This is a genomic window from Sphingomonas corticis (assembly GCF_012035195.1).
In the GTDB taxonomy this organism is placed as follows: domain Bacteria; phylum Pseudomonadota; class Alphaproteobacteria; order Sphingomonadales; family Sphingomonadaceae; genus Sphingomonas; species Sphingomonas corticis.
Genome location: NZ_JAAVJH010000003.1, coordinates 54,130 through 76,909 on the forward strand (window position 1 = coordinate 54,130; position 22,780 = coordinate 76,909).

Annotated in this window: 21 protein-coding genes; 6 read left to right on the forward strand and 15 right to left on the reverse strand. The window is 71.6% G+C overall.

Annotated features, from left to right (window positions below):
* Positions 1–14: 14 nt before the first annotated feature.
* From HBH26_RS05320 to HBH26_RS05330, 3 genes are all read right to left on the reverse strand, one after another.
* Complete coding sequence (locus HBH26_RS05320; protein WP_168133581.1) at positions 15–443, reverse strand: acyl-CoA thioesterase; 429 nt, start codon at positions 441–443, stop codon at positions 15–17.
* 45 nt (positions 444–488) lie between these two features.
* On the reverse strand, positions 489–1,271 hold the full coding sequence (locus HBH26_RS05325; RefSeq protein ID WP_168133582.1) for an SDR family NAD(P)-dependent oxidoreductase: 783 nt from the start codon (positions 1,269–1,271) through the stop codon (positions 489–491).
* Between the two features lie 124 nt (positions 1,272–1,395).
* Positions 1,396–2,586, reverse strand: coding sequence for an acetyl-CoA C-acetyltransferase (locus tag HBH26_RS05330; protein WP_168133583.1), 1,191 nt, complete (start codon positions 2,584–2,586; stop codon positions 1,396–1,398).
* 79 nt (positions 2,587–2,665) lie between these two features.
* Between HBH26_RS05330 and HBH26_RS05335 the strand changes: the two genes are divergently transcribed.
* Together HBH26_RS05335 and HBH26_RS05340 are read left to right on the forward strand one after the other, a co-directional pair.
* Positions 2,666–3,331 carry a nitroreductase gene (locus HBH26_RS05335; protein ID WP_168133584.1) on the forward strand — a complete coding sequence of 222 codons (666 nt, stop codon included), beginning with the start codon at positions 2,666–2,668 and terminating at the stop codon, positions 3,329–3,331.
* 94 nt (positions 3,332–3,425) lie between these two features.
* Positions 3,426–4,613, forward strand: coding sequence for an MFS transporter (locus tag HBH26_RS05340; RefSeq protein ID WP_168133585.1), 1,188 nt, complete (start codon positions 3,426–3,428; stop codon positions 4,611–4,613).
* 42 nt (positions 4,614–4,655) lie between these two features.
* Here the strand turns inward: HBH26_RS05340 and HBH26_RS05345 are convergent, their stop codons facing one another.
* The 7 genes from HBH26_RS05345 to HBH26_RS05375 all read right to left on the reverse strand — a co-directional run bounded on the left by HBH26_RS05345 (position 4,656) and on the right by HBH26_RS05375 (position 10,403).
* Positions 4,656–4,919, reverse strand: a complete 264-nt coding sequence (locus HBH26_RS05345) for a hypothetical protein (protein ID WP_168133586.1) — start codon at positions 4,917–4,919, stop codon at positions 4,656–4,658.
* Between the two features lie 138 nt (positions 4,920–5,057).
* Positions 5,058–6,446 (reverse strand): DEAD/DEAH box helicase, encoded by a 1,389-nt coding sequence (locus HBH26_RS05350; protein ID WP_168133587.1) that lies wholly within the window; start codon positions 6,444–6,446, stop codon positions 5,058–5,060.
* 188 nt (positions 6,447–6,634) lie between these two features.
* Positions 6,635–7,078 (reverse strand): DUF3429 domain-containing protein, encoded by a 444-nt coding sequence (locus HBH26_RS05355; RefSeq protein WP_168133588.1) that lies wholly within the window; start codon positions 7,076–7,078, stop codon positions 6,635–6,637.
* Complete coding sequence (locus HBH26_RS05360) at positions 7,075–7,524, reverse strand: DUF1905 domain-containing protein (protein WP_168133589.1); 450 nt, start codon at positions 7,522–7,524, stop codon at positions 7,075–7,077. Before HBH26_RS05360 ends, HBH26_RS05355 begins: the two co-directional genes overlap by 4 nt.
* A gap of 148 nt (positions 7,525–7,672) precedes the next feature.
* Complete coding sequence (locus HBH26_RS05365) at positions 7,673–8,827, reverse strand: acyl-CoA dehydrogenase family protein (protein ID WP_168133590.1); 1,155 nt, start codon at positions 8,825–8,827, stop codon at positions 7,673–7,675.
* An 87-nt stretch (positions 8,828–8,914) separates the two neighbouring features.
* A complete protein-coding gene (locus tag HBH26_RS05370) occupies positions 8,915–9,949 on the reverse strand; it encodes a histidine kinase dimerization/phosphoacceptor domain -containing protein (RefSeq protein WP_168133591.1) in 1,035 nt (344 codons plus the stop codon).
* A 46-nt stretch (positions 9,950–9,995) separates the two neighbouring features.
* Positions 9,996–10,403 carry a TlpA family protein disulfide reductase gene (locus tag HBH26_RS05375; RefSeq protein ID WP_168133592.1) on the reverse strand — a complete coding sequence of 136 codons (408 nt, stop codon included), beginning with the start codon at positions 10,401–10,403 and terminating at the stop codon, positions 9,996–9,998.
* Between the two features lie 68 nt (positions 10,404–10,471).
* On the opposite strand from HBH26_RS05375, the gene HBH26_RS21145 reads away from it, so the two are divergent.
* From HBH26_RS21145 to treF, 3 genes are all read left to right on the forward strand, one after another.
* Complete coding sequence (locus HBH26_RS21145) at positions 10,472–12,424, forward strand: energy transducer TonB (RefSeq protein ID WP_168133593.1); 1,953 nt, start codon at positions 10,472–10,474, stop codon at positions 12,422–12,424.
* A 68-nt stretch (positions 12,425–12,492) separates the two neighbouring features.
* Positions 12,493–13,497, forward strand: coding sequence for a fumarylacetoacetate hydrolase family protein (locus HBH26_RS05385; protein WP_168133594.1), 1,005 nt, complete (start codon positions 12,493–12,495; stop codon positions 13,495–13,497).
* The gene (gene treF, locus HBH26_RS05390; protein ID WP_338057254.1) at positions 13,494–15,101 is read left to right on the forward strand and encodes an alpha,alpha-trehalase TreF; all 1,608 of its coding nucleotides are present in this window, start codon (positions 13,494–13,496) and stop codon (positions 15,099–15,101) included. The genes HBH26_RS05385 and treF overlap by 4 nt, the downstream gene beginning before the upstream one ends.
* 12 nt (positions 15,102–15,113) lie before the next feature.
* Here treF and HBH26_RS05395 read toward each other — a convergent pair whose 3' ends face one another.
* From HBH26_RS05395 to HBH26_RS05405, 3 genes are all read right to left on the reverse strand, one after another.
* Positions 15,114–15,350: a BrnA antitoxin family protein gene (locus HBH26_RS05395; protein WP_239024596.1), complete on the reverse strand. Its 237-nt coding sequence runs from the start codon at positions 15,348–15,350 to the stop codon at positions 15,114–15,116.
* Positions 15,325–15,609 (reverse strand): BrnT family toxin, encoded by a 285-nt coding sequence (locus HBH26_RS05400; protein ID WP_168133596.1) that lies wholly within the window; start codon positions 15,607–15,609, stop codon positions 15,325–15,327. Before HBH26_RS05400 ends, HBH26_RS05395 begins: the two co-directional genes overlap by 26 nt.
* 79 nt (positions 15,610–15,688) lie before the next feature.
* Positions 15,689–19,138, reverse strand: a complete 3,450-nt coding sequence (locus HBH26_RS05405) for an error-prone DNA polymerase (RefSeq protein ID WP_168133597.1) — start codon at positions 19,136–19,138, stop codon at positions 15,689–15,691.
* Between the two features lie 42 nt (positions 19,139–19,180).
* On the opposite strand from HBH26_RS05405, the gene HBH26_RS05410 reads away from it, so the two are divergent.
* Positions 19,181–19,462 carry a type II toxin-antitoxin system Phd/YefM family antitoxin gene (locus tag HBH26_RS05410; protein WP_168133598.1) on the forward strand — a complete coding sequence of 94 codons (282 nt, stop codon included), beginning with the start codon at positions 19,181–19,183 and terminating at the stop codon, positions 19,460–19,462.
* A gap of 65 nt (positions 19,463–19,527) precedes the next feature.
* Here the strand turns inward: HBH26_RS05410 and HBH26_RS05415 are convergent, their stop codons facing one another.
* Both HBH26_RS05415 and HBH26_RS05420 read right to left on the reverse strand, forming a co-directional pair.
* Entirely contained in the window at positions 19,528–21,936 is a 2,409-nt protein-coding gene (locus tag HBH26_RS05415; protein WP_239024597.1) for a Y-family DNA polymerase, read from the reverse strand.
* Positions 21,848–22,615 carry a protein ImuA gene (locus HBH26_RS05420; RefSeq protein WP_168133599.1) on the reverse strand — a complete coding sequence of 256 codons (768 nt, stop codon included), beginning with the start codon at positions 22,613–22,615 and terminating at the stop codon, positions 21,848–21,850. Before HBH26_RS05420 ends, HBH26_RS05415 begins: the two co-directional genes overlap by 89 nt.
* Positions 22,616–22,780: the final 165 nt, after the last annotated feature.

A 22,780-nucleotide genomic window follows, 5' to 3' on the forward strand; every position in this document is an offset into this window, starting at 1 on the left:
GGCCACGGAGTGGCTCAGTCCGGCCGGAACCGGTGCGCCTCCAGCGCGGCGCGATAGTCCGCCGGAATGCCGTCGCGCGGGTCGGTGACGACGATGACCGCGTCGTTGGTGGCGATGGCGCGGCCGTCCTGCATCATCACCGCCAGGATCTCGTAGGATCGCGTGCCGATGTGACCCGTGCCGACGCCCACCTCCACCTCCTCGGGATAGCTTCCTTCGGCGAGGTAGTTCACCGCGTTCATCGCCACCACGGCGCGGAAGCCGCCGGGCTGGTTCAGCCGGCCGAGCGCACGGTTGAAGCGCACCCGCGCATCCTCGAACAGCGCGGCGATCGCCACGTTGTTCAGATGGTTCATCGGGTCGAGATCCTGGAACCGCGTCGGCATGGCCGAGCGCAGCGGATACCGGTCGATCGACAGGCGGTTTGCGGAGGGGCGGGCCATCGGCAGGTGCCGGCCCCCGGCGACGTGCGCCGGGAGCCGTCGGGATCAGCGCGGCGCCATGCGGATCGCGCCGTCCAGGCGCACGTCCTCGCCGTTGAAGTACCCGTTCTCGATCATCGTGAGCGCAAGGCTGGCATATTCCTCCGGATTGCCGAGCCGCTTGGGAAAAGGCACCTGCGCGCCCAGCGCATCCTTCACGTTCTGCGGCGCGGCGGCCAGCAGCGGCGTGTTGAAGATGCCGGGCAGGATCGTGTTGACGCGGATCGCCTCGCCCATCAGGTCGCGCGCGATCGGCAGGGTCATGCCGACGACGCCGCCTTTGGACGCCGAATAGGCCGCCTGGCCGATCTGCCCGTCCTCCGCCGCGACCGACGCGGTGTTGACGATCGCGCCGCGATCGCCGTCCTCGGTCGGATCCAGCGTCAGCATGCCCGCCGCCGACTTGGCGATGCAGCGGAAGGTGCCGACCAGGTTGATCTGGATGATCGCGTTGAAGGCGTCGAGCGGGAAGTGCTTGATGCTGCCGTCCTCCTTCGATCGGCTGGCGGTCTTGATCGCATTGCCCGTGCCCGCGCAATTCACCAGGATGCGCTCCTGCCCGATGGCGGCGCGCGCCTTCTCGAACCCGGCATCGACCGACGCCTCGTCGGTCACGTTCACCTTGCAGAACACGCCGCCCAGTTCCTGCGCCAGCGCCTCGCCCTTCTCCTCGTTGAGGTCGAACAGCGCCACCTTCACGCCCTTCGCGGCGAGCGCGCGGGCGGTGGCGGCACCGAGGCCGGAGGCGCCGCCGGTGATGACGGCGGATACGGTGTTGTCGAGCTTCATGATGTCCCCTCTCGATGATCGTCATGCCGGGCTCGTCCCGGCATCCAGAGCCACGGGCGACCCCGCCCATGGCCCTGGACCCCGGGACGAGCCCGGGGTGACGGTGTTGTGATCGTTCTGAAATTCAGGCCGCCTTCGCGTCCTCGCCCTGCCAGTCGCAATTCTCGATGATCGTGACGTTGGCGACGCCCCCGCCCTCGCACATCGTCTGCAGGCCGTAGCGGCCGCCGCGGCGCTTCAGTTCGTGGACCAGCGTCGCCATCAGCTTGGTGCCGCTGGCGCCGAGCGGGTGGCCGAGCGCGATGGCGCCGCCGTTCACGTTCAGCTTCTGCGGGTCGGCCCCCGTGTGCTTCAGCCACGCCAGCGGCACCGGCGCAAACGCCTCGTTCACCTCGTAGAGGTCGATGTCCTCGATCTTGAGACCGGCGCGGCTCAGCGCCTTGTCCGTGGCGTACAGCGGCTCTTCCAGCATCACCACCGGATCGCCCGCGGTGACGGTGAGGTTCACGATCTTCGCCAGCGGCTTCAGACCGTATTTGGCCAGCGCCTCGCCGCTGACGATCAGCACTGCCGACGCGCCGTCGCAGATCTGCGAGGAGGAGGCGGCGGTGATGACGCCCGTCTCGGACAGCTTCTTCACGCCCGCCATGCCCTCCGCGGACGCGTCATATCGGATCCCCTCGTCGCTGCCGTGCGGCTCGCCGTCGACGGTGACGGGCACGATCTCGTCCTTGAACTTGCCACCCTGCGTGGCGGCCACCGCCTTCTGGTGGCTCTTCAGCGAATAGTCGTCGAGGTCCTCGCGCGTGAAGCCGAACTTCTTGGCGATCATTTCCGCGCCGGCGAACTGACTGAACTGGATGTTCGGATATTTCTCCTCCAGCCCCGGCGACTTGTTCTTGCCGAGGCCGGCGTCATAGAACAGCTTGAAGGTGGAGCCCATCGGCACGCGCGTCATGCTCTCAACGCCGGCGGCGATCACCACGTCCTGCGTGCCGCTCATCACCGCCTGCGCCGCGAACTGGATCGCCTGCTGGCTGGAGCCGCACTGGCGGTCGATCGTGACCGCGGGGGTCGATTGCGGCAGCTTCTTCGCGGCCAGCACCGCGTTGCGGCCGACCTGCCCGGCCTGCTCGCCGCCCTGGCTGACGCAGCCCATCACCACGTCGTCCACCGCCTCGCCGGGGATGCCCGAGCGTTCGATCACCGCGTCCAGGACCTGCGCGGCGAGATCGACCGGGTGCACGCCGGCGAGCTTCCCGCCGCGGCGTCCGCCCGCCGTCCGCACCGCTTCGACGATATAGGCCTCGGCCATCTTCCGACTCTCCATAACAACTGTTATCCCCGCTACTGATGGCGCGAATTGACGCGAACGGCAAGAGGTGGAGAGGCGAATGGATGTGGCAGAGGCGATCGTGGCGCGCCGGTCGGTGCGCGGGTTCCTCGACCGGGAGGTCGATCCGGCGCTGCTGAAGGAACTGGCGGTCCGCGCCGCGCGCGCGGCGACAGGAGGCAACATCCAGCCGTGGCACGTCGACATCGTCCACGGCGACAGCATGGCCCGGCTGAAGGCGATCATGGCGGGCAAGATCGAGCGGCGCGAGACGGAGACGCCGGGCTACGACATCTACCCGCGCGAGATGGACGACCGCTATCGCCAGCGCACCTTCGCCATCGGCGAGGAGATGTACGGCCGCCTGGGCATCCCGCGCGAGGACAAGAAGGCGCGCGCGATCTGGTTCGCGCGCAACTTCCAGTTCTTCGGCGCGCCGGCCGCCTATTTCGTCACGGTCGACCGCCGCATGGGGCCGCCGCAATGGTCGGACCTGGGCATGTACCTGCAGAACCTGATGCTGCTGGCCGTCGAGCACGGCCTCGCCACCTGTCCGCAGGAATGCTGGGCGGTGTATCCGAAGACGGTGGAGGCCTTCCTCGACGTGCCGGACGAGCGGATGCTCTTCTGCGGCGTCGCGATCGGCTACGAGGACGCGGACGATCCGGCCAACCTGACGCGCAGCGCCCGCGCGCCGGAGGAGGAGTGGCTGCGCGTGCTGGCGTAAAGAGGTCGGGCCGGGCCCCTCTCTCTCGGAAGGGTTGACGCTGCACCGCAGCATGGCCAGCTAGAGCGCGATAATCGAACATCGGGAGCGCGCCATGGCCACCGCCATCGCCGATCGGCCACAGGCGCCGGTCGGCCTGATCCATTTGTCCCTCGCTGTCGGCGGGTTCGCGATCGGCACCACCGAGTTCGCGACGATGAGCCTGCTGCCGGACATGGCGCGGGACCTCGCCGTCGATGCGCCCACCGCAGGGCACGTCATCAGCGCCTATGCGCTGGGCGTGGTGGTCGGCGCGCCGACGCTGGCGGTGCTGGGCGCGCGGATGGCGAAGCGGACGCTGCTGATCGTGCTGATGACGCTGTTCGCGCTCGGCAATGCGCTGTCCGCCTTCGCGCCGGGCTACGGCTGGATGCTGGCCTTCCGCTTCCTCAGCGGGCTGCCGCACGGAGCCTATTTCGGCATCGCCACGCTGGTTGCGGCGTCGCTGGTCGATCATGGAAAGCGGACGCAGGCGGTGGCGCGGGTGCTGCTGGGCCTCACCGTCGCGACGATCGTCGGCGTGCCGCTCGCCAATGTGCTGGGGCAGGTCGCCGGGTGGCGATCGGCCTTCCTCGTCGTCGCCGCGCTGGCCGGATTGACCGCGGTGCTGGTCGCCGCCTTCGCGCCGCGCGGCCGCGCCGATCCCGATGCCAGCCCGTTGCGTGAACTCGCCGCGCTGAAGCGGGCGCAGGTGTGGCTGACGCTGGGTGTCGGCGCGATCGGCTTCGGCGGGCTGTTCGCGGTCTACACCTATCTCGCCGACACCATGGCGGCCGTGACGCACGTCGGCCCCCGCCTGGTGCCGGTGGCGCTGATGGCGTTCGGTATCGGCATGACCGCGGGCAATCTGATCCTGCCGCGGCTCGCCGACCGGGCGCTGCTGCCGACCGCGGCGGGGCTGCTCGTGTGGAGCGCGGTGGCGCTGGCGCTGTGGCCGCTCGCCGCGGGCACGTTCGCGACGGTAATCGTCGCCATGCTGGCGATCGGCATCGGCGGTGCGCTCGGCACCGTGTTGCAGACGCGGCTGATGGACGTCGCCGGGGACGCGCAGGCGCTGGCGGCGGCGCTGAACCACTCGGCGTTCAACACCGCCAATGCGCTGGGCCCCTGGCTGGGCGGGCTCGCCATCGCGGCGGGTTACGGCTGGACCTCCACCGGATGGGTGGGCGCCGCGCTGGCGCTGGGTGGCCTTGCCATGCTGGCGGTGTCGTGGTCGCTGGAGCGACGGCGACCGCCGGTATAGGCGGGGACCAAGGCGACGGGGGTCGGGCGAAGTGCAGTGCGGCTACATGACGATGCCGGGCTTCGCCTCGTCCAGCGCGGCGAGCACCATGCGCTCCCACACGGCGGCGTCGCCGGCCGCCGCCATCGCCTCGCTGGGCGCGCGGAGCGTATGGAGCACCGCCACCGCATCGTCGCGATAATCGCGCCACGATTGCTCGATCAGGTCGGCGGCGGATTCCTCCTGCCCGTGCGCGTTCGCGCTGATGCGCTGCCCGGCCAGCACGCGCGCGATGCGCTCCACGGCGGGGGTGAGGGCGGTATCCATCGACGGTCTCCTGCGCTTCGGTGAGCGCGGAAACGTCTGGATTCGCCTTGGAGTTTCGCTCGCACGTTTCCCCTGAGCGAAGTCGAAGCCGATGCGCGTTGCGCGTGCCCTTCGACTTCGCTCAGAGCGATCGGACGGTTACGCGCTGGCTGCGCGCGGGCCGCCGCGGCCGCGCCCGCCGCGACGGCGGCGGCTGGCATTGGCATAGTCGCGCCCGCCGGTGTTCGCGCCGGCGCCGCGCGGGCTCGCGCTCGGGTCGTGCTGGCGCGATCCCTGGCTGGGGCGCGGGGCATGGCTGGCCTTGGGACGGGCCGGGCCGCGCTGGCGCTCGACCCGCGGCGCGGGGTCGGCGCCGATCGCCTTCACGCGCTCGGTCTTGATCGCCTCGGCGCGGCGCAGGAAGTCCTCCGGCAGCGCGCGCACCGGCACCTTCTGCCGCGTCAGCTTCTCGATGTCGCGCAGGAACGGCCGCTCGTCATCGGCCACCAGCGCGATCGCCTCGCCGCTGGCGCCCGCGCGCGCGGTGCGGCCGATGCGGTGGACGTACTGCTCGGGCACATTGGGCAGTTCGAAGTTGAACACGTGGCTGACGCCGGACACGTCGATGCCGCGCGCCGCGATGTCGGTGGCGACCAGGATCGGCACGGTGCCGTCCTTGAACGCCGCCAGCGCGCGCTCGCGTTGCGGCTGGCTCTTGTTGCCGTGGATCGCGTTGGCGGCGATGCCGTTGCCCGCCAGCAACTTCACGACACGGTCGGCGCCGTGCTTCGTCCGCGTGAACACGAGCGCGCGGTCGATGTCGGTCTCGCGCAGCAGCATCGTCAGCAGGGCCTGCTTCTCCGTCTGGTTGCAGAAGATCGCCGACTGGTCGACGCGCTCCGCCGTGGTCGCGGCGGGCTTGATCGTGACGGTGGCGGGATCGGTCAGGAACTGGCTGGCGAGGTCGCGGATCGACGTCGGCATCGTCGCGGAGAAGAACAGCGTCTGGCGCTTGCGCGGGACCATGCGCACGATCTTCTTCAGCGCGTGGATGAAGCCGAGGTCCAGCATCTGGTCCGCTTCGTCGAGGACGAGGATCTCGATCATCGACAGGTTGATGAAGCCCTGCTCGACACAGTCGATCAGACGGCCGGGCGTGGCGACCAGGATGTCGACGCCGCGCGCCACGTCCTGGCGGTTCTTGTTGATGCTGGTGCCGCCGAAGACGGTGGCGACGGTCAGCTTGCTGAACTGGCCATAGCCGCGCGCGCTGTCGGCGATCTGCGAGGCGAGCTCGCGCGTTGGCGCCAGGACGAGCATGCGGACATGCGTCGGCAGCACGCGCTTGCCCGCGGCGACGAGGCGCTGGATCGACGGCAGCACGAATGCGGCGGTCTTGCCGGTGCCGGTCTGCGCGATGCCGAGCAGGTCGCGGCCCTCGAGGAGGGTGGGGATGCTGTCGCGCTGGATCGGCGTGGGCGTGGTGTAGCCCTTGGCCTCGATCGCGCGGACGAGGGGTTCGGCGAGGCCGAGATGGGAGAAGGACATGGGATAGCCTGTACGTGGCCGTCCGCGCGCGCCGGACGCACGGGTGGCGGGGAGAATGGACACCCCGCGTGACTTGGGAAGCCGGAGAACCGTTACGGGAGGCGGAGCCGGAGCCTGTTGAGAAGCTCGATCACGCTGCTTTACGCCTCGGTGCTGCGCGATCTAGATGCTGCGGCGCAAAATGTCAATCAGTGCGCCGCGATCCAGCCGGCGAGGATCGTCAGCGCGCCCAGCCCCAGCGACAGTGGTACGCGCAGCCGCATCCAGTTGGCGGGCGCGTCGCTGCCCCGCACCAGCGCGCGGTCCACGGGCAGGGTGAGGAACAGCGCGATACCGGCAGCCACCAGCGCCCAGTCCAGCCGCCCGGTGACGAAGGCGGCGAGGAGGATCGCGACCGCGACCAGGCTCGGCACCACGGCCATCAGGGCGAGCCGCCCCTGCGCCGGATCGTCCGCCCGGCGCATGGCGAAGCCCCACCACATGCCGCCCAGGAAGCTGAGGATCAGCAGGGCGTAGAACAGCGCGAACAGCGGCGTGCCGCGGTCGCGGTCCAGCGCGAACGCGACCGCCGCCATCTGCGGCAGCAGTCCGGCATGCCCAAGCGCGAAGGCGGTGCGGCGAACCTGTCTCATGCCATTCTCCCTCTTGCCGCGGCAACCGCCGCCGCGGTGCGCCGCTCGCGCGTGTCAACGCGCTTCGCCGTCTCGATCGCCTCCACCAACTCCCGACGTGCGGTAAAGCTCAAGCGGTCCCAGCCGGCGCGCGCGCCCGCGGCGTCCAGCGCGGCGGCCAGGCTTGCGGGTACCGTCACCCCGCGCGGAGCGGTGTCCAGCGTCAGCGTCACCTCGCAGGTGCCCGCCTGCGCCACCCCGGCCGCCTCGCGATGCGATCGGCGAAAGGGGACGAATGTGCGGCCCGACATGATCGCGACGGTGCTGCGATAGGAATGATCGTTGATCGTCACCACCACCGGCGGACGCGCGCGGCCGAACACGTCGCGCGGATCAAAGGGCAGGGGAATGTGGCCGGGGTCGCCGTCTAGGCGCGCGGTGAATGTGACGGCGGGAGGGTGGGGCATAAGCGGCGCTTACCCTCGATCCCCACCCCAGGGCGAGCCCGGCATGGCGGTGTGGACGGTGCCAACGGCGCAGCCGTCGGCCGGATCGGGCGCCCGTCCACCAGCCCCGCAACCCGTCCGCTTCGCGACCGGTGCGCAGCGTGCGCGCCTACAGCTTGCGGGAAATCACTTCCTTCATGATCTCGTTCGTGCCGCCGTAGATCCGGCTCACCCGCGCGCCGCGCCACATCCGCGCGATCGGATATTCGTTCATATAGCCCGCGCCGCCGTGCAGCTGCAGGCACTTGTCCATCACTTCCCATTGCAGGTCGGTGTGCCACAGCTTCGCCGCGGCGCCTTCCTCGTTGGTCAGCTCTCCCCTCAGGTGGCGCTGGATCGCCCAGTCGAGGTGCGCCCAGCCGACCTGGAGCTTCGCCTTCAGGTCGGCGAGCACGAATTTGGTGTTCTGGAAATCGAAGACATAGCCCTTGAACGCCTTGCGCTCCTTGGTGAAGGCCACGGTGTCGTCGAACGCCTTCTGGCACGACGCCATCACGCTGACCGCGATCGACAGGCGCTCCTGCGGCAGCTGGCTCATCAGATAGACGAAGCCCATCCCCTCCTCGCCCAGGCAGTTGGTGATGGGCACGCGCACGTCTTCGAAGAACAGCTCCGACGTGTCCGCCGCGTCCTGCCCGATCTTGTCGAGCTTGCGCCCCTTGCCGAACCCCTCGCGGTCGCTTTCGACCAGGATGATCGACATGCCCTTCCACGCCGGCTGCGCATCGGGATCGGTCTTCGCCACCACCAGCGTCAGGTCGGTGTTCTGGCCGTTGGTGATGTACGTCTTCGACCCGTTGATGACGTAATGGTTGCCGTCCTTTCGCGCCGTGGTGCGGATCGACTGGAGGTCGCTGCCCGTGCCCGGCTCGGTCATGGCGATGGCGGTGATGACGTCGCCCGACACCATCTTCGGCAGCCACTCGCGCTTCTGCTCCTCGCTGCCGTAATGCTCCATGTAGCCGGCGACGATGTCCGACTGCAGCGAGAAGCCCGCGGGCACGCCCGCATAGGCCATCTCCTCGTCGACGACGGCGTTGTAGCCGAAATCCAGGCCCAGGCCGCCGTACGCCTCGGGCACGGTGGGGCACAGCATGCCCACCGCGCCAGCCTGCTGCCAGAAGGACTTGGGCACCAGCCGGTCCTTCTCCCACTGATCGGCGCGCGGCACGCCTTCCTTGGCGAGGAAGCTGCGCACCGTCTGCCGGAACGCCTCGTGATCCTCGTTATAGGCGAAACGGCCCGCGACCTGGTCGAGCGACATCGTGCAACCTCTCCTGAAACGTCGCGCAGAAGCGTGGCGGCGGCGCCCGATCGGGTCAAGTAACTTTTGTTATGGCAGCTCGCGCGCTCAGCACGGCAGGCGCAGCGTGGCACGGGTGGCGTCCGTGTGCGCCACCGTGAATTGCCCCCCGCACGAGGCGGCGAGCATCCGCGCGATCTGCAATCCCAGGCTGGTGGCGGTCTGCGCGTCGAAGCCGGGCGGCAGGCCGCGGCCATCGTCGGTGACGGTGACGCACAATTCCCGCGCCGAAGGGTCGTAGCCGACGTCCACCGCGATGCTTCCGGGCCGTCCGCTGGGGAGGCCGTGCTCCAGCGCATTGGCGATCGCTTCCGCCACCACCAGCGCGGTCGGGATGGCGGCGTCGGGCTCCAGCCGCACGTCGCCGTCGCCCTCCACGCTGAGCGCCACGTCGTCGCGGCCCGCCGCCTCCATCACGTCGCTGCCCAGCTGTCGCAGGAACGGAAGCAGGGGCAGCGCCTCGCCGCTCGCATTGTACAATTGCCGGCTGATCCGCCCGATCAGCGCCAGCCGTCGCGCCGTCTCCTCCAGTGCGGCGCGCGCCTCCGCGTCCGCCACGCGGGTGCGCTGCATCGACAGCAGCGCGGCGGCGACCTGAAGGTTGTTCGACACGCGGTGCTGCAACTCGCGGAACAGCAGCTCGCGCGTTTCCGCCAGCGCCCGGCTCACCTCGCGCTCGCGCGCCAGCTGGTGGATCGCGCCCTGCATCCAGTGGATCAGCACCACGTCGGTCACCACGACGAAGCCGTAGAAGGCCATCGCCACGCCGGACCCGCTGGACAGCGCCAGGCTGCGCACCGGCGGGATGAAGAAATACCACGCGATCAGCCCGCACGCCGCCGCCTGCACCCCGCCCAGCCGCGCGCCGAACAGCACGGAGGTGACGATGACCGCGGGGAAGAAGGTGAGGAAGGGATAGCCCGGCGGCAGCACCGGCGCCGCCGCGATCCGCACCAGCAGCGCGGTGACGGTCAGCGCCGCGGCAATGGCCCAGGCGAGCGGCGAGGATGCGGGCAGCACCGGAAAGCGCGCCAGCCACGTCTTGCCCTGCGGCGCATCGCCGGTGATCGTCTGTCCCCCCACCCCCCGCTTATGGCGCGCATCGGTGCCGGAGGGAAGCGGCGTGCGCCTATCGCGGTGCGCACCGCTCCAGCAGCGCACGCGTGCGTGCCGCGTCCAGCCCGCGGCGCGTGTCGGCGCAGCGGCGCCCGGCGGCGTCGAAGGCGACCGCATAGGGCAGCCCGGCGATGTCGGCGAACAGGTCGCGCCGGATCGCGGCGGCGGTGGCGGGGTCGGGCGTCCAGCGCCGCTCCGCCTTCACGCCGCGCGCGAGGCGGCCCGGGCGCGCGGGGGCGTCGCCGTCCGCCACCAGGACCGTCCAGGCTCCTGCCGCCGCCGTGATCTCGGGCAATCGCGCCACTTCCGCGTGGCACGGCGCGCACCAGTCGGCGACGAACAGCACCACCGCCCGGGGCGGATAGGCGGGCTCCGCCGGCGCCGCGCCCCCGGCGACCAGCGGGAGGGCGAGGCGGAGCATTCGGGTAAAGCTGCGCGTCGACATGGCGTGGCGAGGATGCGATGCTCGCGCGAAAAGGGGAAGTCCTCGTGGTCGCACCTACGCTCGTCATCCTGCTGGCACAGGCCGCGCCGGCCGTCGCTCCCGCCGTTCCGCCCGGCGCCTCCCTCCAGCAGCGCTTCGACGCGGCCAACACCGCCGCCGCGGACGGCCGCTGCGCCGAGGCGCTGCCGCTCTACGCCGCGCTGGAGGCGGAGCCGAAGCTGGCGCGCAACGCGGTCGCCATGGCCGCCATCGCGGTGCGCAAGGGCGGCTGCCAGACCCGGATGGCGCAGGTCGAGGACGGGGAGGCGTCGATCCGCCGCGGCCTGCCGGTGCTGGAGAAGCGGGGCACGGAGTTCGCCGTGGACGTGCGCGAGGCGCGGCTGCGGCTGGGCGACGCGGCACAGGCGCGCTTCGACTATGCCGGCGCGGCGGAGGATTATCGCGCCGCACTGGCGCTCGCGACCGGCATCTTCCGCATCCGCCCGCTGATGGCGCTGTCGCGCGTCACGATGTTCGACGGCGACGGCGCGGCGATCCGCCATGCCGAGGAAGCGCTGACGATCGCGACCGGCGACAAGCTGGCGCGCAAGGAACTGGCGGTCGTCCGCACCCAATACGCGCGCGCGCTGATGAACGCCGGCCGCAAGGACGAGGCGTATCGCGCGCTGAAGGCCAGCCTGAAGGAGCAGGGCGGACTGACCATGCGCGTCGGCGTGGACGACATCGTCACCCGATCCGACCTCGCGATCGCCGCGCGGCTGGCGGGCGACCAGGACGCCGCGCGCCAGTACCTCGCCTACACCGGCGCGGGCCGAATGCGCGACACGCCGTTCGCCAACGCCAAGCAGATCGACCTTCCCCCCTGCGGCGGCGAGACCGGGCTGAAGCCCGACGACATGGCGGTCGTCGAATTCTCGCTGGCGGACGACGGCCACGTCATCGGTGCGGCGCCGATCTACACCGGCGCCGGGCGCGAGGCCGCGCTGGAGTTCGCCCGCGCGGTCGCCCGCTGGTCGTGGGAAGCGGCGGACGTCGCGAAGATCCCGCTGCTGTTCCGCTACACCACCCGGGTCGAGCTGCGCTGCACCCGCGCCGCGGACCGGCCCGCGCTGACGGCGCCGCTGGCGGAGGAACTCGCCGGCTGGCTGGCGAAGGAGGGCGTGGCGCTGCCCGATCCCGCCGGCCGGTCGGACGCGGTGCTGGCGCCGGTACAGCGCGACCTGCTGAAGCGCGCCGCGGGCGGGCCGGCGCGGGTCGCCGCGCTGGCCGCGCTGGCCGACAACAGCGTGGTGCCCGCGGCGGAGCGCACGGCGGCGTGGACGGAGGCGGCGGCACTGTCGCGCACCGCCGGGGCGCCGGCGCCGGTCCGCACCTACCTCGCCATCCGCGTCGCCCAGCAGCGTGCCGACAGCGGGCGCGATCAGCGCGCCGCGCTGCGCGCGCTCCTCGCCGATCCGGCGATGGCCGCCGATCCGCTGTCGGCGGCGACGCTGCGGCTGCTGGTGGCGCAGCCGGTCTACCGCGCCGCGCCGCCGCCCGACGCGCTGACGCTGCTCGACGGCGTGGTCGATGCCCCCGCGCTGCCCGCGCGTCACCCGCTGAAGGTAGGCGCGATGCTCCAGCGCGCGGACCTGCTGGCGGCGCGCGGCGACCTGGCCGGGGCGCGCGCCGCGTTCGAGCGGACGGGCCTGACCGAGGAGCAGTGCGCGCTGATCGAGCCGCGCCCCGCGGTGCGTCGCGCCGGAGGGGACGCGAACGACTATCCGATGGCCGCGGTGCAGATGGGGTTCGAGGGCTGGGTGCGGGTGGAGTTCGACATCGCCGCCAACGGCACCACCGTGGTGCCGCGCGCGATCGCCGCCTATCCGCCGTTCGTGTTCAACGACGCGGCGCAGGGCATCCTGCGCGACGCGCGCTATACCAGCAGCTATCGTCCGTCAGGCAACGTGGCCTGCGCCGCCAACACGCAGTCGGTGGTGTTCCGCCTGCCGAACTGACGCGTGGAGGCAGTGGCGCCGGCCCGGCACGCGCGCTAGTCAGGCGGTCCACGGGAGAAGGAAGCGCCATGAAACTCGCCAGCCTGAAGCACGGTCGCGACGGCCGTCTCGTCGTCGTGTCGAACGACCTGGCCTGGTATGCCGACGCCGGCCACCTCTGCGCCACCCTGCAGGCGGCGCTCGACGATTGGGACCGCGTCGCCCCCGCGCTGGAGTTGCTCGCCACCGATCTCGAGCACCAGGCGATCCCGCGCGAGCGCTTCCACGAGCACGACGCCGCGGCGCCGCTGCCGCGGGCCTATCAGTGGGCGGACGGTTCCGCCTACGTGAACCATGTCGCGCTGGTGCGGCAGGCGCGCGCGGCGGAGATGCCGGACAGCTTCTGGCACGATCCGCTGATGTACCAGGGCGGCTCGGACGGCTTCCTCGCCCCGCGCGACCCGATCCCGCTCGCCGACGAGAGCTGGGGCTGCGACCTGGAGGGCGAGGTGGTGGTCGTCACCGGCGACGTGCCGCTGGGCGCGAGCCGCGAGGAGGCGCTGGCGGCGATCCGGCTGGTCGGCCTGACGAACGACGTGTCGCTGCGCAACCTGATCCCCGGCGAACTGGCGAAGGGTTTCGGCTTCTTCCAGTCCAAGCCGGCTTCCGCCTTCTCGCCGGTGTTCGTGACGCCCGACGCGCTGGGCGACTGGTGGCGCGACGGCAAGCTGCACCGCAGGCTGATGGTCGACCTGAACGGCCAGCCCTTCGGCCGTGCCGACGCGGGGGAGGACATGACCTTCGACTTCGGCACGCTGGTGGCGCACGCGGCGAAAACGCGGCGGCTGGGCGCGGGCACGATCGTCGGGTCGGGCACCGTCAGCAACCGAGACGCGGACGGCGGGCCGGGGAGGCCGGTGGCGGAGGGCGGCGTCGGCTATTCCTGCATCGCGGAGATCCGCACGATCGAGACGATCCGCGACGGCAAGCCCGCCACCCCGTTCCTGAAGGCAGGCGACACGGTGCGGATCTGGTGCGAGGACGACCGTCACCACCCGATCTTCGGCGTGATCGAGCAGGTGGTGGGCGAGTGAGCCCCGGCCGTGCCGGGCGCGTCCCGGCATCCGGGCACGGGGCCGTCGCGACGCGGGGGTGGTGGGGCGCGTCCCTGGCGCTCCTGCTCTGCGCCTGCGCCACCGCGCCGGCACCGCCCGCTATTCCTCCCGCCGCGCGCGTCGCGACGCCCGCGGACAATTACGGCGACCTGTTCGCCGCGGTGCAGGAACGCCGCATCTTTCCCGACGGCAAAACCTTCGTCGATGCGACGCCGAAGCGGTCCGTCGCCGATATTCTGCGCGACTGGCGCGCCGCCCGCCCGCGCGACGACGCCGGCCTGCGCGCCTTCGTGCTCGCCAATTTCGACGTGCCCGGCGACGGCGCCGCGCCGCCGCCCGCGGCCGAGCGGGTGCCGATGGCGGAGCATATCCGCGCGCTGTGGCCCGTGCTGACGCGCCCGCCGCTCGATCCCCCGGCCGGCTCCACCGCGCTGGCGCTGCCGCGGCCCTACGTGGTTCCCGGCGGCCGCTTCCGCGAGATGTACTATTGGGACAGCTATTTCACGATGCTGGGCCTGCGCGCGGACGGGCGGCAGGACCTGGTCGACGACATGGTCGCGAACTTCGTGTCGCTGGTCGAGCGCTACGGCCACGTTCCCAACGGCACGCGCACCTATTATCTCAGCCGCTCGCAGCCGCCGTTCCTCTACGCGATGATGGCGCTGTCGCCGCCGCGCGACGCGGCCGAACGCGCGCGGCGGCTGGCCGCGCTGCGACGCGAGCACGCGTTCTTCACCGCGCCGGAGCGGACCGCGGCGATGCCCGATGGCAGCCGCTTGCAACATTATTGGGACGGACGCGACACGCCGCGCGACGAGAGCTGGCGCGAGGACGTGGAAACGACGCGGGCGAGCGGGCGGGAGCCGAAGGCGGTGCATCGCCACCTGCGCGCCGCGGCGGAGAGCGGATGGGACTTCTCCTCGCGCTGGCTGGCGGACGGGCGCACGCTGGCCACGATCGACACGACGAACATCGTGCCGGTGGATCTCAACAGCCTGCTCTACGGCCTGGAGCGCGCCATCGCGGCGGCGTGCGCGGACGCGCGCGACGCGGGGTGCGCACGCGACTTCGGCGCCCGTGCGACCGCGCGCGCGGCGGCGGTGGAACGCTGGCTGTGGAGCGCGGGCGAGGGTCGCTACGGCGATTGGGACGCGGCGGAGCGGCGGCTGCGCCCCGGCGTGACCGCGGCGACGCTCTACCCGCTGTTCGCCGGGCTCGCCGCGCCGGATCGCGCCGCCGCGGTGGCGACGACGACCGAGCGCGCGCTGCTGGCGCCCAACGGCCTGCGCACGACGTTGGCTGCGACCGGGCAGCAGTGGGACCGCCCCAACGGCTGGGCGCCGCTGCAATGGATCGCGGCGGACGGGCTCAGCCGCTACGGCCGCGACGACCTGGCCGCCCGCATTGCGCAGCGCTTCGTCGCGACGGCGGAGCGCGAGTATCGCGCGTCGGGCAAGCTGCTGGAGAAATACGACGTGGAGGAGAGCCGCGCCGGCGGCGGCGGCGAATATCCGACGCAGGACGGCTTCGGCTGGACCAACGGCGTCGTCCGCGCGATGCAGGAGCGATATGGGGTGAGGTGAGGGCGCGTCGGTTCAGATGCCTGCGACCCGCCGCAACTCCGCGTTGATGCGGGTCTGCCATCCGTCCCCGCTTCGCTTGAACCATTCCACGAGGTCGCGATCAAGACGGATCGTAACCGGCTGCTTGGGATTGTCCGGCTTCGGCCGGCCGCGTCGGACGAGGCGCGCACCTTGAAAGGCGTCCGCTTCCTCGAACCAGGCATCGTCCAGCACGGGCCGGACGTCATCCATGTCGTCGGCGTTGCTCATGATAGTGGCGTCGTTCCTTGTCATTGGCCTTCCACATGGTGATGATGCGCCGTTCTCCCGGCCGTGGCGTCCAGACGACGAGAACAACCACCTCGTCGCGCATCATGCCTACCGTGATCGTGCGCTGCTCGTCCCGGCTGTGCTTCGGATCCGCGTGCGACAGGTAGAATCCCTCGAACACCAGCGCCGCATCCGCCAGATCGAGGCCGCGGTCCTGAAGAACTCTGGCGCGCTTGCTCTCATCGTAGCTGTATCGCATCCCCTCACAGGTCCTGCAATTCCGTACATACGGTAATCTGCTGCGTCAGGCAATGGCGTACGTACGAGAATACACCGCCTCAATGGAAATCGTGGCTGCGGATCGGGATCACCGGTTCCTGGCGGTCGCGATAGTGATAGTCGCTGCGCGGCGTCGGCTTCCATCCGGCATCGCCGCGGTCGGGGGCGCCGGGGTGGGTGGCGCCGTCGCCGCGCGCGACCATGCGTGGGAAGCCCTTGGGCAGGTCCACGTCGCCGACCTGGCGCAGCATCGCCGTCAGGTCGGTCACGCGGTCGATGATGACGTGGACGACGCTGCCTTCCTTCTGCACGCGGCCGCGCAGCGAAACCATCGCCGAGGACATGACGACGCGCCGCTGCGCCTCGAACCGGTCGGGCCACAGGATGCCGTTGGCGACCCCGGTCTCGTCCTCGATCGTGATGAACAGCACGCCCTTCGCGCTGCCAGGACGCTGGCGGACGAGGATGATGCCCGCCACCTCCACCGCCTTGCCGTCGAGATGCTCCAGCCGGTCGCACGCCACGATGCGCCGGTCGGCCAGGGCGGGGCGGAGGAATTGCAACGGATGCGCGCGCAGCGACAATTGCGTGGCGCGGTAATCCTCCACCACCTCGCGCCCCTCGGTCAGGCGGGCGAGCGTCACCGGCTCCTCCCGCCGCTCGATCCCGGCGAGCAGCGGCAGCGGCGCTTCGCCGAGTCCGCGGATCGCCCACAGCGCCTGGCGACGGTCCAGCCCCATGCCGGCGAAGCCGTCCGCCCGCGCCAGCTTCTCCAGCGCGGCGAGCGGAACGCCGGAGCGGCGCCACAGGTCCTCCACGCTGGAGAAGGGGCGGTCGCCGCGTGCGGCAAGGATGCGCCCCGCGTCCTCGCCGGAGAGGCCGGCGACGATGCGCAGGCCGAGGCGGAGGGGGCATCGGGGGGAGGAGGTGCCTTGATCCCCCTCACCCTTCCCACCCGGCTGCGCCGGGCGCGCCCAGTGGTGGGTGAACAGCGCCCCGCGCTGTTCAGTCCATGCCGGGGGCATGGACGACCCACCACTCCTCTCCCAGCGGGAGAGGGAGGGAGGCGCGTCAGCGCCGGAAGGATGAGGGCGATCCACGCCCGGAAGAAGGATCGTGTCCCAATCGCTTTCCATCACGCACACCGGGCGCACCTCCACGCCGTGCGCGCGGGCGTCGCGGACGATCTGCGCGGGGGCGTAGAAGCCCATCGGCTGGGCGTTGAGCAGCGCGGCGCAGAAGACGTCGGGATGGTGGCACTTCATCCACGACGAGGCATAGGCGATCTTCGCGAAGCTGGCGGCGTGGCTCTCCGGAAAGCCGTAGCTGCCGAACCCCTCGATCTGCTTCACCAGCCGCTCGGCGAATATCGGCGAGATGCCGCGCTCGCGCATGCCGGCGACCAGCTTCTCGTGGAAGCGGCCGACCCCGCCGGTCAGCTTGAAGGTCGCCATGGCGCGGCGCAGCTCGTCCGCCTCGCCCGGCGTGAAGCCCGCACCCAGGATCGCGACCTGCATCGCCTGTTCCTGGAACAGCGGCACGCCCAGCGTCTTCTTCAGCACCGTCTCCAGTGCGGGGCTGGGATAGTCGACCGTCTCCTTGCCCTCGCGCCGCTTCAGATAGGGGTGGACCATGTCGCCCTGGATCGGCCCGGGCCGCACGATCGCGACCTGGATGGCGATGTCGTAGAAATTGACCGGTTTCATCCGCGGCAGCATCGACATCTGCGCGCGGCTCTCGATCTGGAAGACGCCCAGCGTGTCGGCTTTCTGGATCATCGCGAAGGTGGCGGGATCGTCCTCCTGCATCGCCGGGCTGGCCATGTTCATCGCGATGCCCTTGTGCGCCGCCAGCAGGTCGAACGCGCGCCGCATGCAGCCGAGCATGCCCAGGCCGAGGATGTCGACCTTCATGAAGCTCAGCTCCTCGATATCCGCCTTCTCCCACTCGATGACGTGGCGGTCCGCCATCGCCGCGGGTTCGATGGGCACGAGGTCGTGCAGCGGAGCGCGGGTCAGCACGAAGCCGCCGGGATGCTGCGACAGGTGGCGCGGCGCCCCGATCAGCTGCCGCGCGAGGTCCAGCGCCTGCGCCAGCCGCGGCTCGCGCGCGTCGAGGTTCAGCGCGGCGACATGCTCGTCCGGCACGCCCTCGTTGGACCATCCCCACACCTGCGATGCCAATGCGCCGGTCATGTCCTCCGGCAGGCCCAGCGCCTTTCCCACTTCCCGGATCGCGCCGCGGGTGCGAAAGCGGCTGACGACCGCGGTCAGCGCGGCATGGTCGCGGCCGTAGCTGTCGTAGATCCACTGGATCACCTCCTCGCGCCGCTCATGCTCGAAATCGACATCGATGTCGGGCGGCTCGCGCCGCTCCTCGGATACGAAGCGCTCGAACAGCAGCTGGTGCTTGACCGGGTCGATCGAGGTGATGCCCAGCGCGAAGCAGATCACCGAATTCGCCGCCGATCCGCGCCCCTGGCACAGGATGTCCTGGCTGCGCGCGAACTGGACGATCGAATTCACCGTCAGGAAATAGGGCGCATAGTCCATCCGGCCGACCAGCGACAATTCGTGCTCCAGCAGCGTGCGATAGGCCGCCGGCGGGGTGGGGCCGAAGCGGTGGCGCAGGCCGTTCCACGCCATCGCCGCCAGCGCCTCCTGCGGCGACTTGCCGGGGATCACCTCCTCGTCGGGATATTGGTAGCTCAGGTCGCGCAGCGAGAAGGTGCAGCGCTCGACGATCGCGTCCACCGCCGACAGCGCGTCGGGATGGTGGCGGAACAGCCGCGCCATCTCGTCCGGGGGCATCAGGTGGCGGCCGGCATGGCGCTCGCGCCGGAAGCCCAGCTCGTCGATCGTGCACTTCTCGCGGATGGCGGTGACGACGTCCTGCAGCATCCGCTTGTCCGGATGATGGTACAGCACGTCGCCCGTGGCGAGCGGGGCGAGGCCGAAGCGCCGCGCCGCCGCGGCGGTATCGTGCAGCCGCAGCGCCTCGCCGGGACGGCGCCAGTGCGTCAGGCAGACGTGGCCGCGCCCCTCCGCGCCCGGGAACAGGTCCGCCATCCAGCGCAGGTCGCCTTCGCCGGTCCCGGCGACGTCCGGAACCAGTGCGGCGACAAGCCCGTCGGCGTGGCCCGCCACGTCCTCCCAGTGGAGGAAGCAGCGCCCCTTCTCGCCGCGCTGCGCCTGCGCGCGCGACTTGCCGAGCGTCAGCAATCGCGTCAGCCGGGTCCAGGCCGCCCTGTCCTGCGGCCACACCAGCAGCGCGGCGCCGCTGACGAGGTCGAGCCGGCAGCCGACCACCAGCCGCGGCGGCGCCGGGTGCTGCGCGGCGACCTGTTCCTGCGCGTAGAGCATCCGCACCACGCCCGCGACCGAATTGCGGTCGGTGACGCCCAGCGCGGGCATCCCCATCTGCGCCGCGGTGGCGAACAGCTCCTCGGGCGAGGACGCGCCGCGCAGGAAGGAGAAGTGGGTGGTGACCTGCAGCTCGCTGTACGTCATGACCGACGTCGATTAGGATGCGGCAAAGCCAGAAGGTGCGGCATGGGAAAGGTGGTGAGCGCGAGCGACTTCGATCCCCGCTTCGCACGGCTGATCGACGAACTGGCGCAGGACGGCGAACCCGTCACGATCGTCCGCGACGGGCAGGTGGTCGCGACGCTGACGGTGCCGTCGGTCATCGACGCACCCGAGCCGCGCCGCTTGGTGATCGGCATGCTACGCAGCCCCGATTATCGCGACGACTGGGACTTCGAAGCTCCGGTGATCGATCCCGATGATTGGAAAGACCGCCGATCCTCGCCCATGCCGCCGCCGGCCACCTGAAGGCGATCGACGCGCGGCTGTGACGCCATACGCGCGCCTGTAGGGTGTCACGCGCCCGTCCTGTCTCACGCGAACGTGCCATGCACGTACCACGTCAGGTCGCCCGTCTCCGCGCGCATCCCGTCACCGCGGCGGAACAGCCAGAAGCGCTCGCCCGCCTCGTCCTCGACGCGGAAATAGTCGCGCACCCCGTCCGCTTCCTGCGGGCGGCGCCACCATTCGCCGGTGATGCGCTCCGGCCCGTCGCCGCGCACGATGCGGTGGGTCACGCCGCGCCAGGTGAAGCGCAGCGGGGGATAGTCGGGCAGTTCGGCGATGACGTGGTCGACCCGCTCGGGCCGGCGCAGCAGGCGGGCGGGGCGGGGCCAGCGCGGGTGCCAGGCGTGGTCGCGCGCGCGCGCGTCCAGCCGGCGCACGTCGTCGCGCCGCAGCCGGGTCGCGGCGACGGCATCGTTGTCCAGCGGCGCGGCGCGGGCCACCGCGCGCTCGGGCACGTCGCTCTCCAGCGCGCGCGACCGCCACAGCCGGGCGGCGCCGATGCGGTTGACGATGGCATCGACCAGCAGCGAAAGGTCGGGCACGGTTCCGTCCGCCAGGTCGCCCGACAGCGCCTCGGCCTGGAGCGGATCGGCGCGCAGCACGTGCAGCGCCAGCGCCTCGATGCCGAAGCCGGGGTCCAGCGTCTCGATCCGTCGCGCCAGCAGCCGCAGCAGGTGCGCGGGCGCGCGGGTGGGGCGGGCGAGGCCGATGCGCACCACCTGCACCGCCGCATCCACCCGCGTCGCCACCAGCGCCACCGCGCGCGCGCCGCGGCCCGCCTGTGCCAGCGCCACGCCGAGCCGCGCGACCAATTGCGCCAGCCAGTGCGCGATCGGCTCGGCAGTCAGCAGCGGCTCGGCGAAGCGCTGCTCCACCGCGATCGGCTCCTCCGGTACCACCGGATCCAGCGGCTCGGCCGCGCGCCCGCTCGCCTGGTCCAGCCGCAGCGGCACCGACGTGCCGAACCGCCGCGCCAGCGGCGCGCGCGGCAGCGCGGCGAGATCGCGCACCGTGTCGATGCCCAGCCGCCGCAGCAGGTCCTGCGCGGGCGCGGCGATGCGCAGCGCGGCGACGGGGAAGGGGGCGAGCGCGGGCAGCGGGTCGCCGGGCGGCAGGATCGCCACCGCCTTTCCGGCGTGGCGCGCCAGCGCCCAGGCCGCGCCGGGCGTGTCCGCCACCCCCACCCGCGCGGCGATGCCCGCCCGCGCCAGCCCGCGCACCAGCCGCCGCGCCATCCGCTCCTCGCCGCCGTGGAGGTGCGCGACCCCGCTCAGGTCGAGGAACAGCCCGTCGGCGTCGGACACCGCCACCACCGGCGTCCAGCGCCGCGCCAGCGCGACCGCCAGGCGGTGCAGCGCGGCGGCGTCGCCCGCCGGGTCGGCGTCGCGCACCGCCATGTCGGGCACCGCGGCGCGCAGCTGCGTCAGCGCCATGCCCGGCTCCGCACCCAGCGCGCGGGCGGCGGGGGAGGCGGCGGCCACCTCCACCCGGCTGCCCACCTTGTGCACGGTGACGAGGATCTCGCCCGCGGGTGAAGGTGGCAGAGGCCGCGTATCGTCGCGCGAGGGCGCACAAACGCGCGCCACGGTGCCCGCGGTGCTGCGCCCCGTGTCGAAGAAGGCGGCCACCTCCTTCACCTGCGCGCCGGCATCGTTGGAGCCGCAGCGCCGGTCCCTGGCGGGATGATGAGCGGGATAGGGACCGTCGCCGGGATAACCGACCGCAGGCATGACGTTCCAGGCCGCCACCGCGATCTTCAGCGACGGGCGCACGCCCTCGCCGCCGGTGCGCACGGCGGGCATGGTGCGGGCCGGGGACAGGGCGACCGACGGATGGGACGGCTCACCTCGTGTGGTCGCGTCGCTTCTTCCTTCGTCATGCCGGGCTTGTCTCGGCATCCACGCTTCCGCGTCATCGACGGCGCGTGCGTTCGCGGGCCGGTGGATGCCGGAAGCCGCCCGGCGTGACGGTTGGACGGTCGCAACGCTATCCCCTGCGCCGGGGAGAGGGTGGCATCCGCCGCCCTCGTCGCCCGGTAGCCGCTTGTAGGGATGCTCCGCCGCCTCGCTGCGCCGTCCCATCTCGCGCATCGGCGGGCGCTGGTGCGCGGGGATGCGGGCGACGCGGCGCGCGACGTCGGCGCGCGTCTCCCCGGCCCAACACGCGCCCGCGCCGCCGGTGGCCTCGTCCACGCCCGCCAGCGGGCGCGCGACCGCGTCCGCATCATCGGTCCGTGCCCAGCGCGCGCCGGGGCGCCAGCCGGTGTTCTTCGGCGAATCGCACGCCTTGCCGCCCTGCTCGGCATCGCCGGCGCGCTTGAGCGGCAGGAGGTCGAGCCGCGCCCGCTCAGGCGGCGGCGGTGCGAGGGTGCGCTCGGCCCGCCTGACCAGGTCGATCGACCAGTCGGGCAGGTAGAGCGAGGCGACCCGTTTCATCGCATGCCTCCACGGTGAGAGCGAAGGGCTCGCCGCCGCGCTGGCGGACGAGCGAGAGGTTCCAGCGCGCGCGGCCGATGCCGGCCGTCGGCAGCGGCGCCGACGGGGCGGTGGCGATGCGCCAGCGCGTCACCGCGGCGGACGGCGCGCCGAGCGGATCGGTCGTCTCCCCGCTGCGCGTCGACGCGTGGCGCTTCATCAGCAGCGCGATCGTGCGCCCGCCCTCCGCCGCCAGCTGCAACCGCCGGGTGGAGGCCATGCCGACGCGCCGCGCCTCGCCGATCACGGCGCCCAGCGCGCGGTGGCGCAGCCCTTCCTCCATCAGCGCCAGTACCTCGGCATCGTCCGCAGCCTCGGCGTAGAGCACGCGCTCGGGCGACAGCCCCGCCTGGTAGAGGCCGGGTGCGAACAGGTCGCGCCGCCGCACGATCCACAGCACCGGCCCCCATGCCCGCGCAGCGATGCCGGCCAGGAACAGCGTCGCCGCGGCATCGTCGCCCATCCGCGGCGATGCCGCCGTCACCTCGTGCAGCGCGTCGAGCCGCAGCCCGCCGTTCGCCAGCTGCGAATCGATCCCCCCCGTGCCGAACGGCAGCACCTCGCGCCGGCGACCCTCGTGGCCGCCTTCGATCGCGCTCAGTTCGGCGCGCAGGGAAGCGAGGATACTGGACTGTGTCACGGCAGGGGAATACGACTCGATGTGGCGATCGTTCCTATTTTGTTCCCTGTCGCTCCGAAGAGTCAATCCGTATCGATGTGAGATGAGGCGCTTTTCGCCGCGGCTCCGCCGCGTCTTTCCCGCCCCTTCCACCCCCTAGCGCCTCGCTTGAAATATAATTACAAG

What these genes read in the sequence shown, in the direction of transcription:
- HBH26_RS05320 (WP_168133581.1), bottom strand. Translation starts at nt 443, where the DNA reads ATGGCCCGCCCCTCCGCAAACCGCCTGTCGATCGACCGGTATCCGCTG.
- HBH26_RS05325 (WP_168133582.1), bottom strand. Translation starts at nt 1,271, where the DNA reads ATGAAGCTCGACAACACCGTATCCGCCGTCATCACCGGCGGCGCCTCC.
- HBH26_RS05330 (WP_168133583.1), bottom strand. Translation starts at nt 2,586, where the DNA reads ATGGCCGAGGCCTATATCGTCGAAGCGGTGCGGACGGCGGGCGGACGC.
- HBH26_RS05335 (WP_168133584.1), top strand. Translation starts at nt 2,666, where the DNA reads ATGGATGTGGCAGAGGCGATCGTGGCGCGCCGGTCGGTGCGCGGGTTC.
- HBH26_RS05340 (WP_168133585.1), top strand. Translation starts at nt 3,426, where the DNA reads ATGGCCACCGCCATCGCCGATCGGCCACAGGCGCCGGTCGGCCTGATC.
- HBH26_RS05345 (WP_168133586.1), bottom strand. Translation starts at nt 4,919, where the DNA reads ATGGATACCGCCCTCACCCCCGCCGTGGAGCGCATCGCGCGCGTGCTG.
- HBH26_RS05350 (WP_168133587.1), bottom strand. Translation starts at nt 6,446, where the DNA reads ATGTCCTTCTCCCATCTCGGCCTCGCCGAACCCCTCGTCCGCGCGATC.
- HBH26_RS05355 (WP_168133588.1), bottom strand. Translation starts at nt 7,078, where the DNA reads ATGAGACAGGTTCGCCGCACCGCCTTCGCGCTTGGGCATGCCGGACTG.
- HBH26_RS05360 (WP_168133589.1), bottom strand. Translation starts at nt 7,524, where the DNA reads ATGCCCCACCCTCCCGCCGTCACATTCACCGCGCGCCTAGACGGCGAC.
- HBH26_RS05365 (WP_168133590.1), bottom strand. Translation starts at nt 8,827, where the DNA reads ATGTCGCTCGACCAGGTCGCGGGCCGTTTCGCCTATAACGAGGATCAC.
- HBH26_RS05375 (WP_168133592.1), bottom strand. Translation starts at nt 10,403, where the DNA reads ATGCTCCGCCTCGCCCTCCCGCTGGTCGCCGGGGGCGCGGCGCCGGCG.
- HBH26_RS05385 (WP_168133594.1), top strand. Translation starts at nt 12,493, where the DNA reads ATGAAACTCGCCAGCCTGAAGCACGGTCGCGACGGCCGTCTCGTCGTC.
- HBH26_RS05395 (WP_239024596.1), bottom strand. Translation starts at nt 15,350, where the DNA reads ATGAGCAACGCCGACGACATGGATGACGTCCGGCCCGTGCTGGACGAT.
- HBH26_RS05400 (WP_168133596.1), bottom strand. Translation starts at nt 15,609, where the DNA reads ATGCGATACAGCTACGATGAGAGCAAGCGCGCCAGAGTTCTTCAGGAC.
- HBH26_RS05405 (WP_168133597.1), bottom strand. Translation starts at nt 19,138, where the DNA reads ATGACGTACAGCGAGCTGCAGGTCACCACCCACTTCTCCTTCCTGCGC.
- HBH26_RS05410 (WP_168133598.1), top strand. Translation starts at nt 19,181, where the DNA reads ATGGGAAAGGTGGTGAGCGCGAGCGACTTCGATCCCCGCTTCGCACGG.
- HBH26_RS05415 (WP_239024597.1), bottom strand. Translation starts at nt 21,936, where the DNA reads ATGAAACGGGTCGCCTCGCTCTACCTGCCCGACTGGTCGATCGACCTG.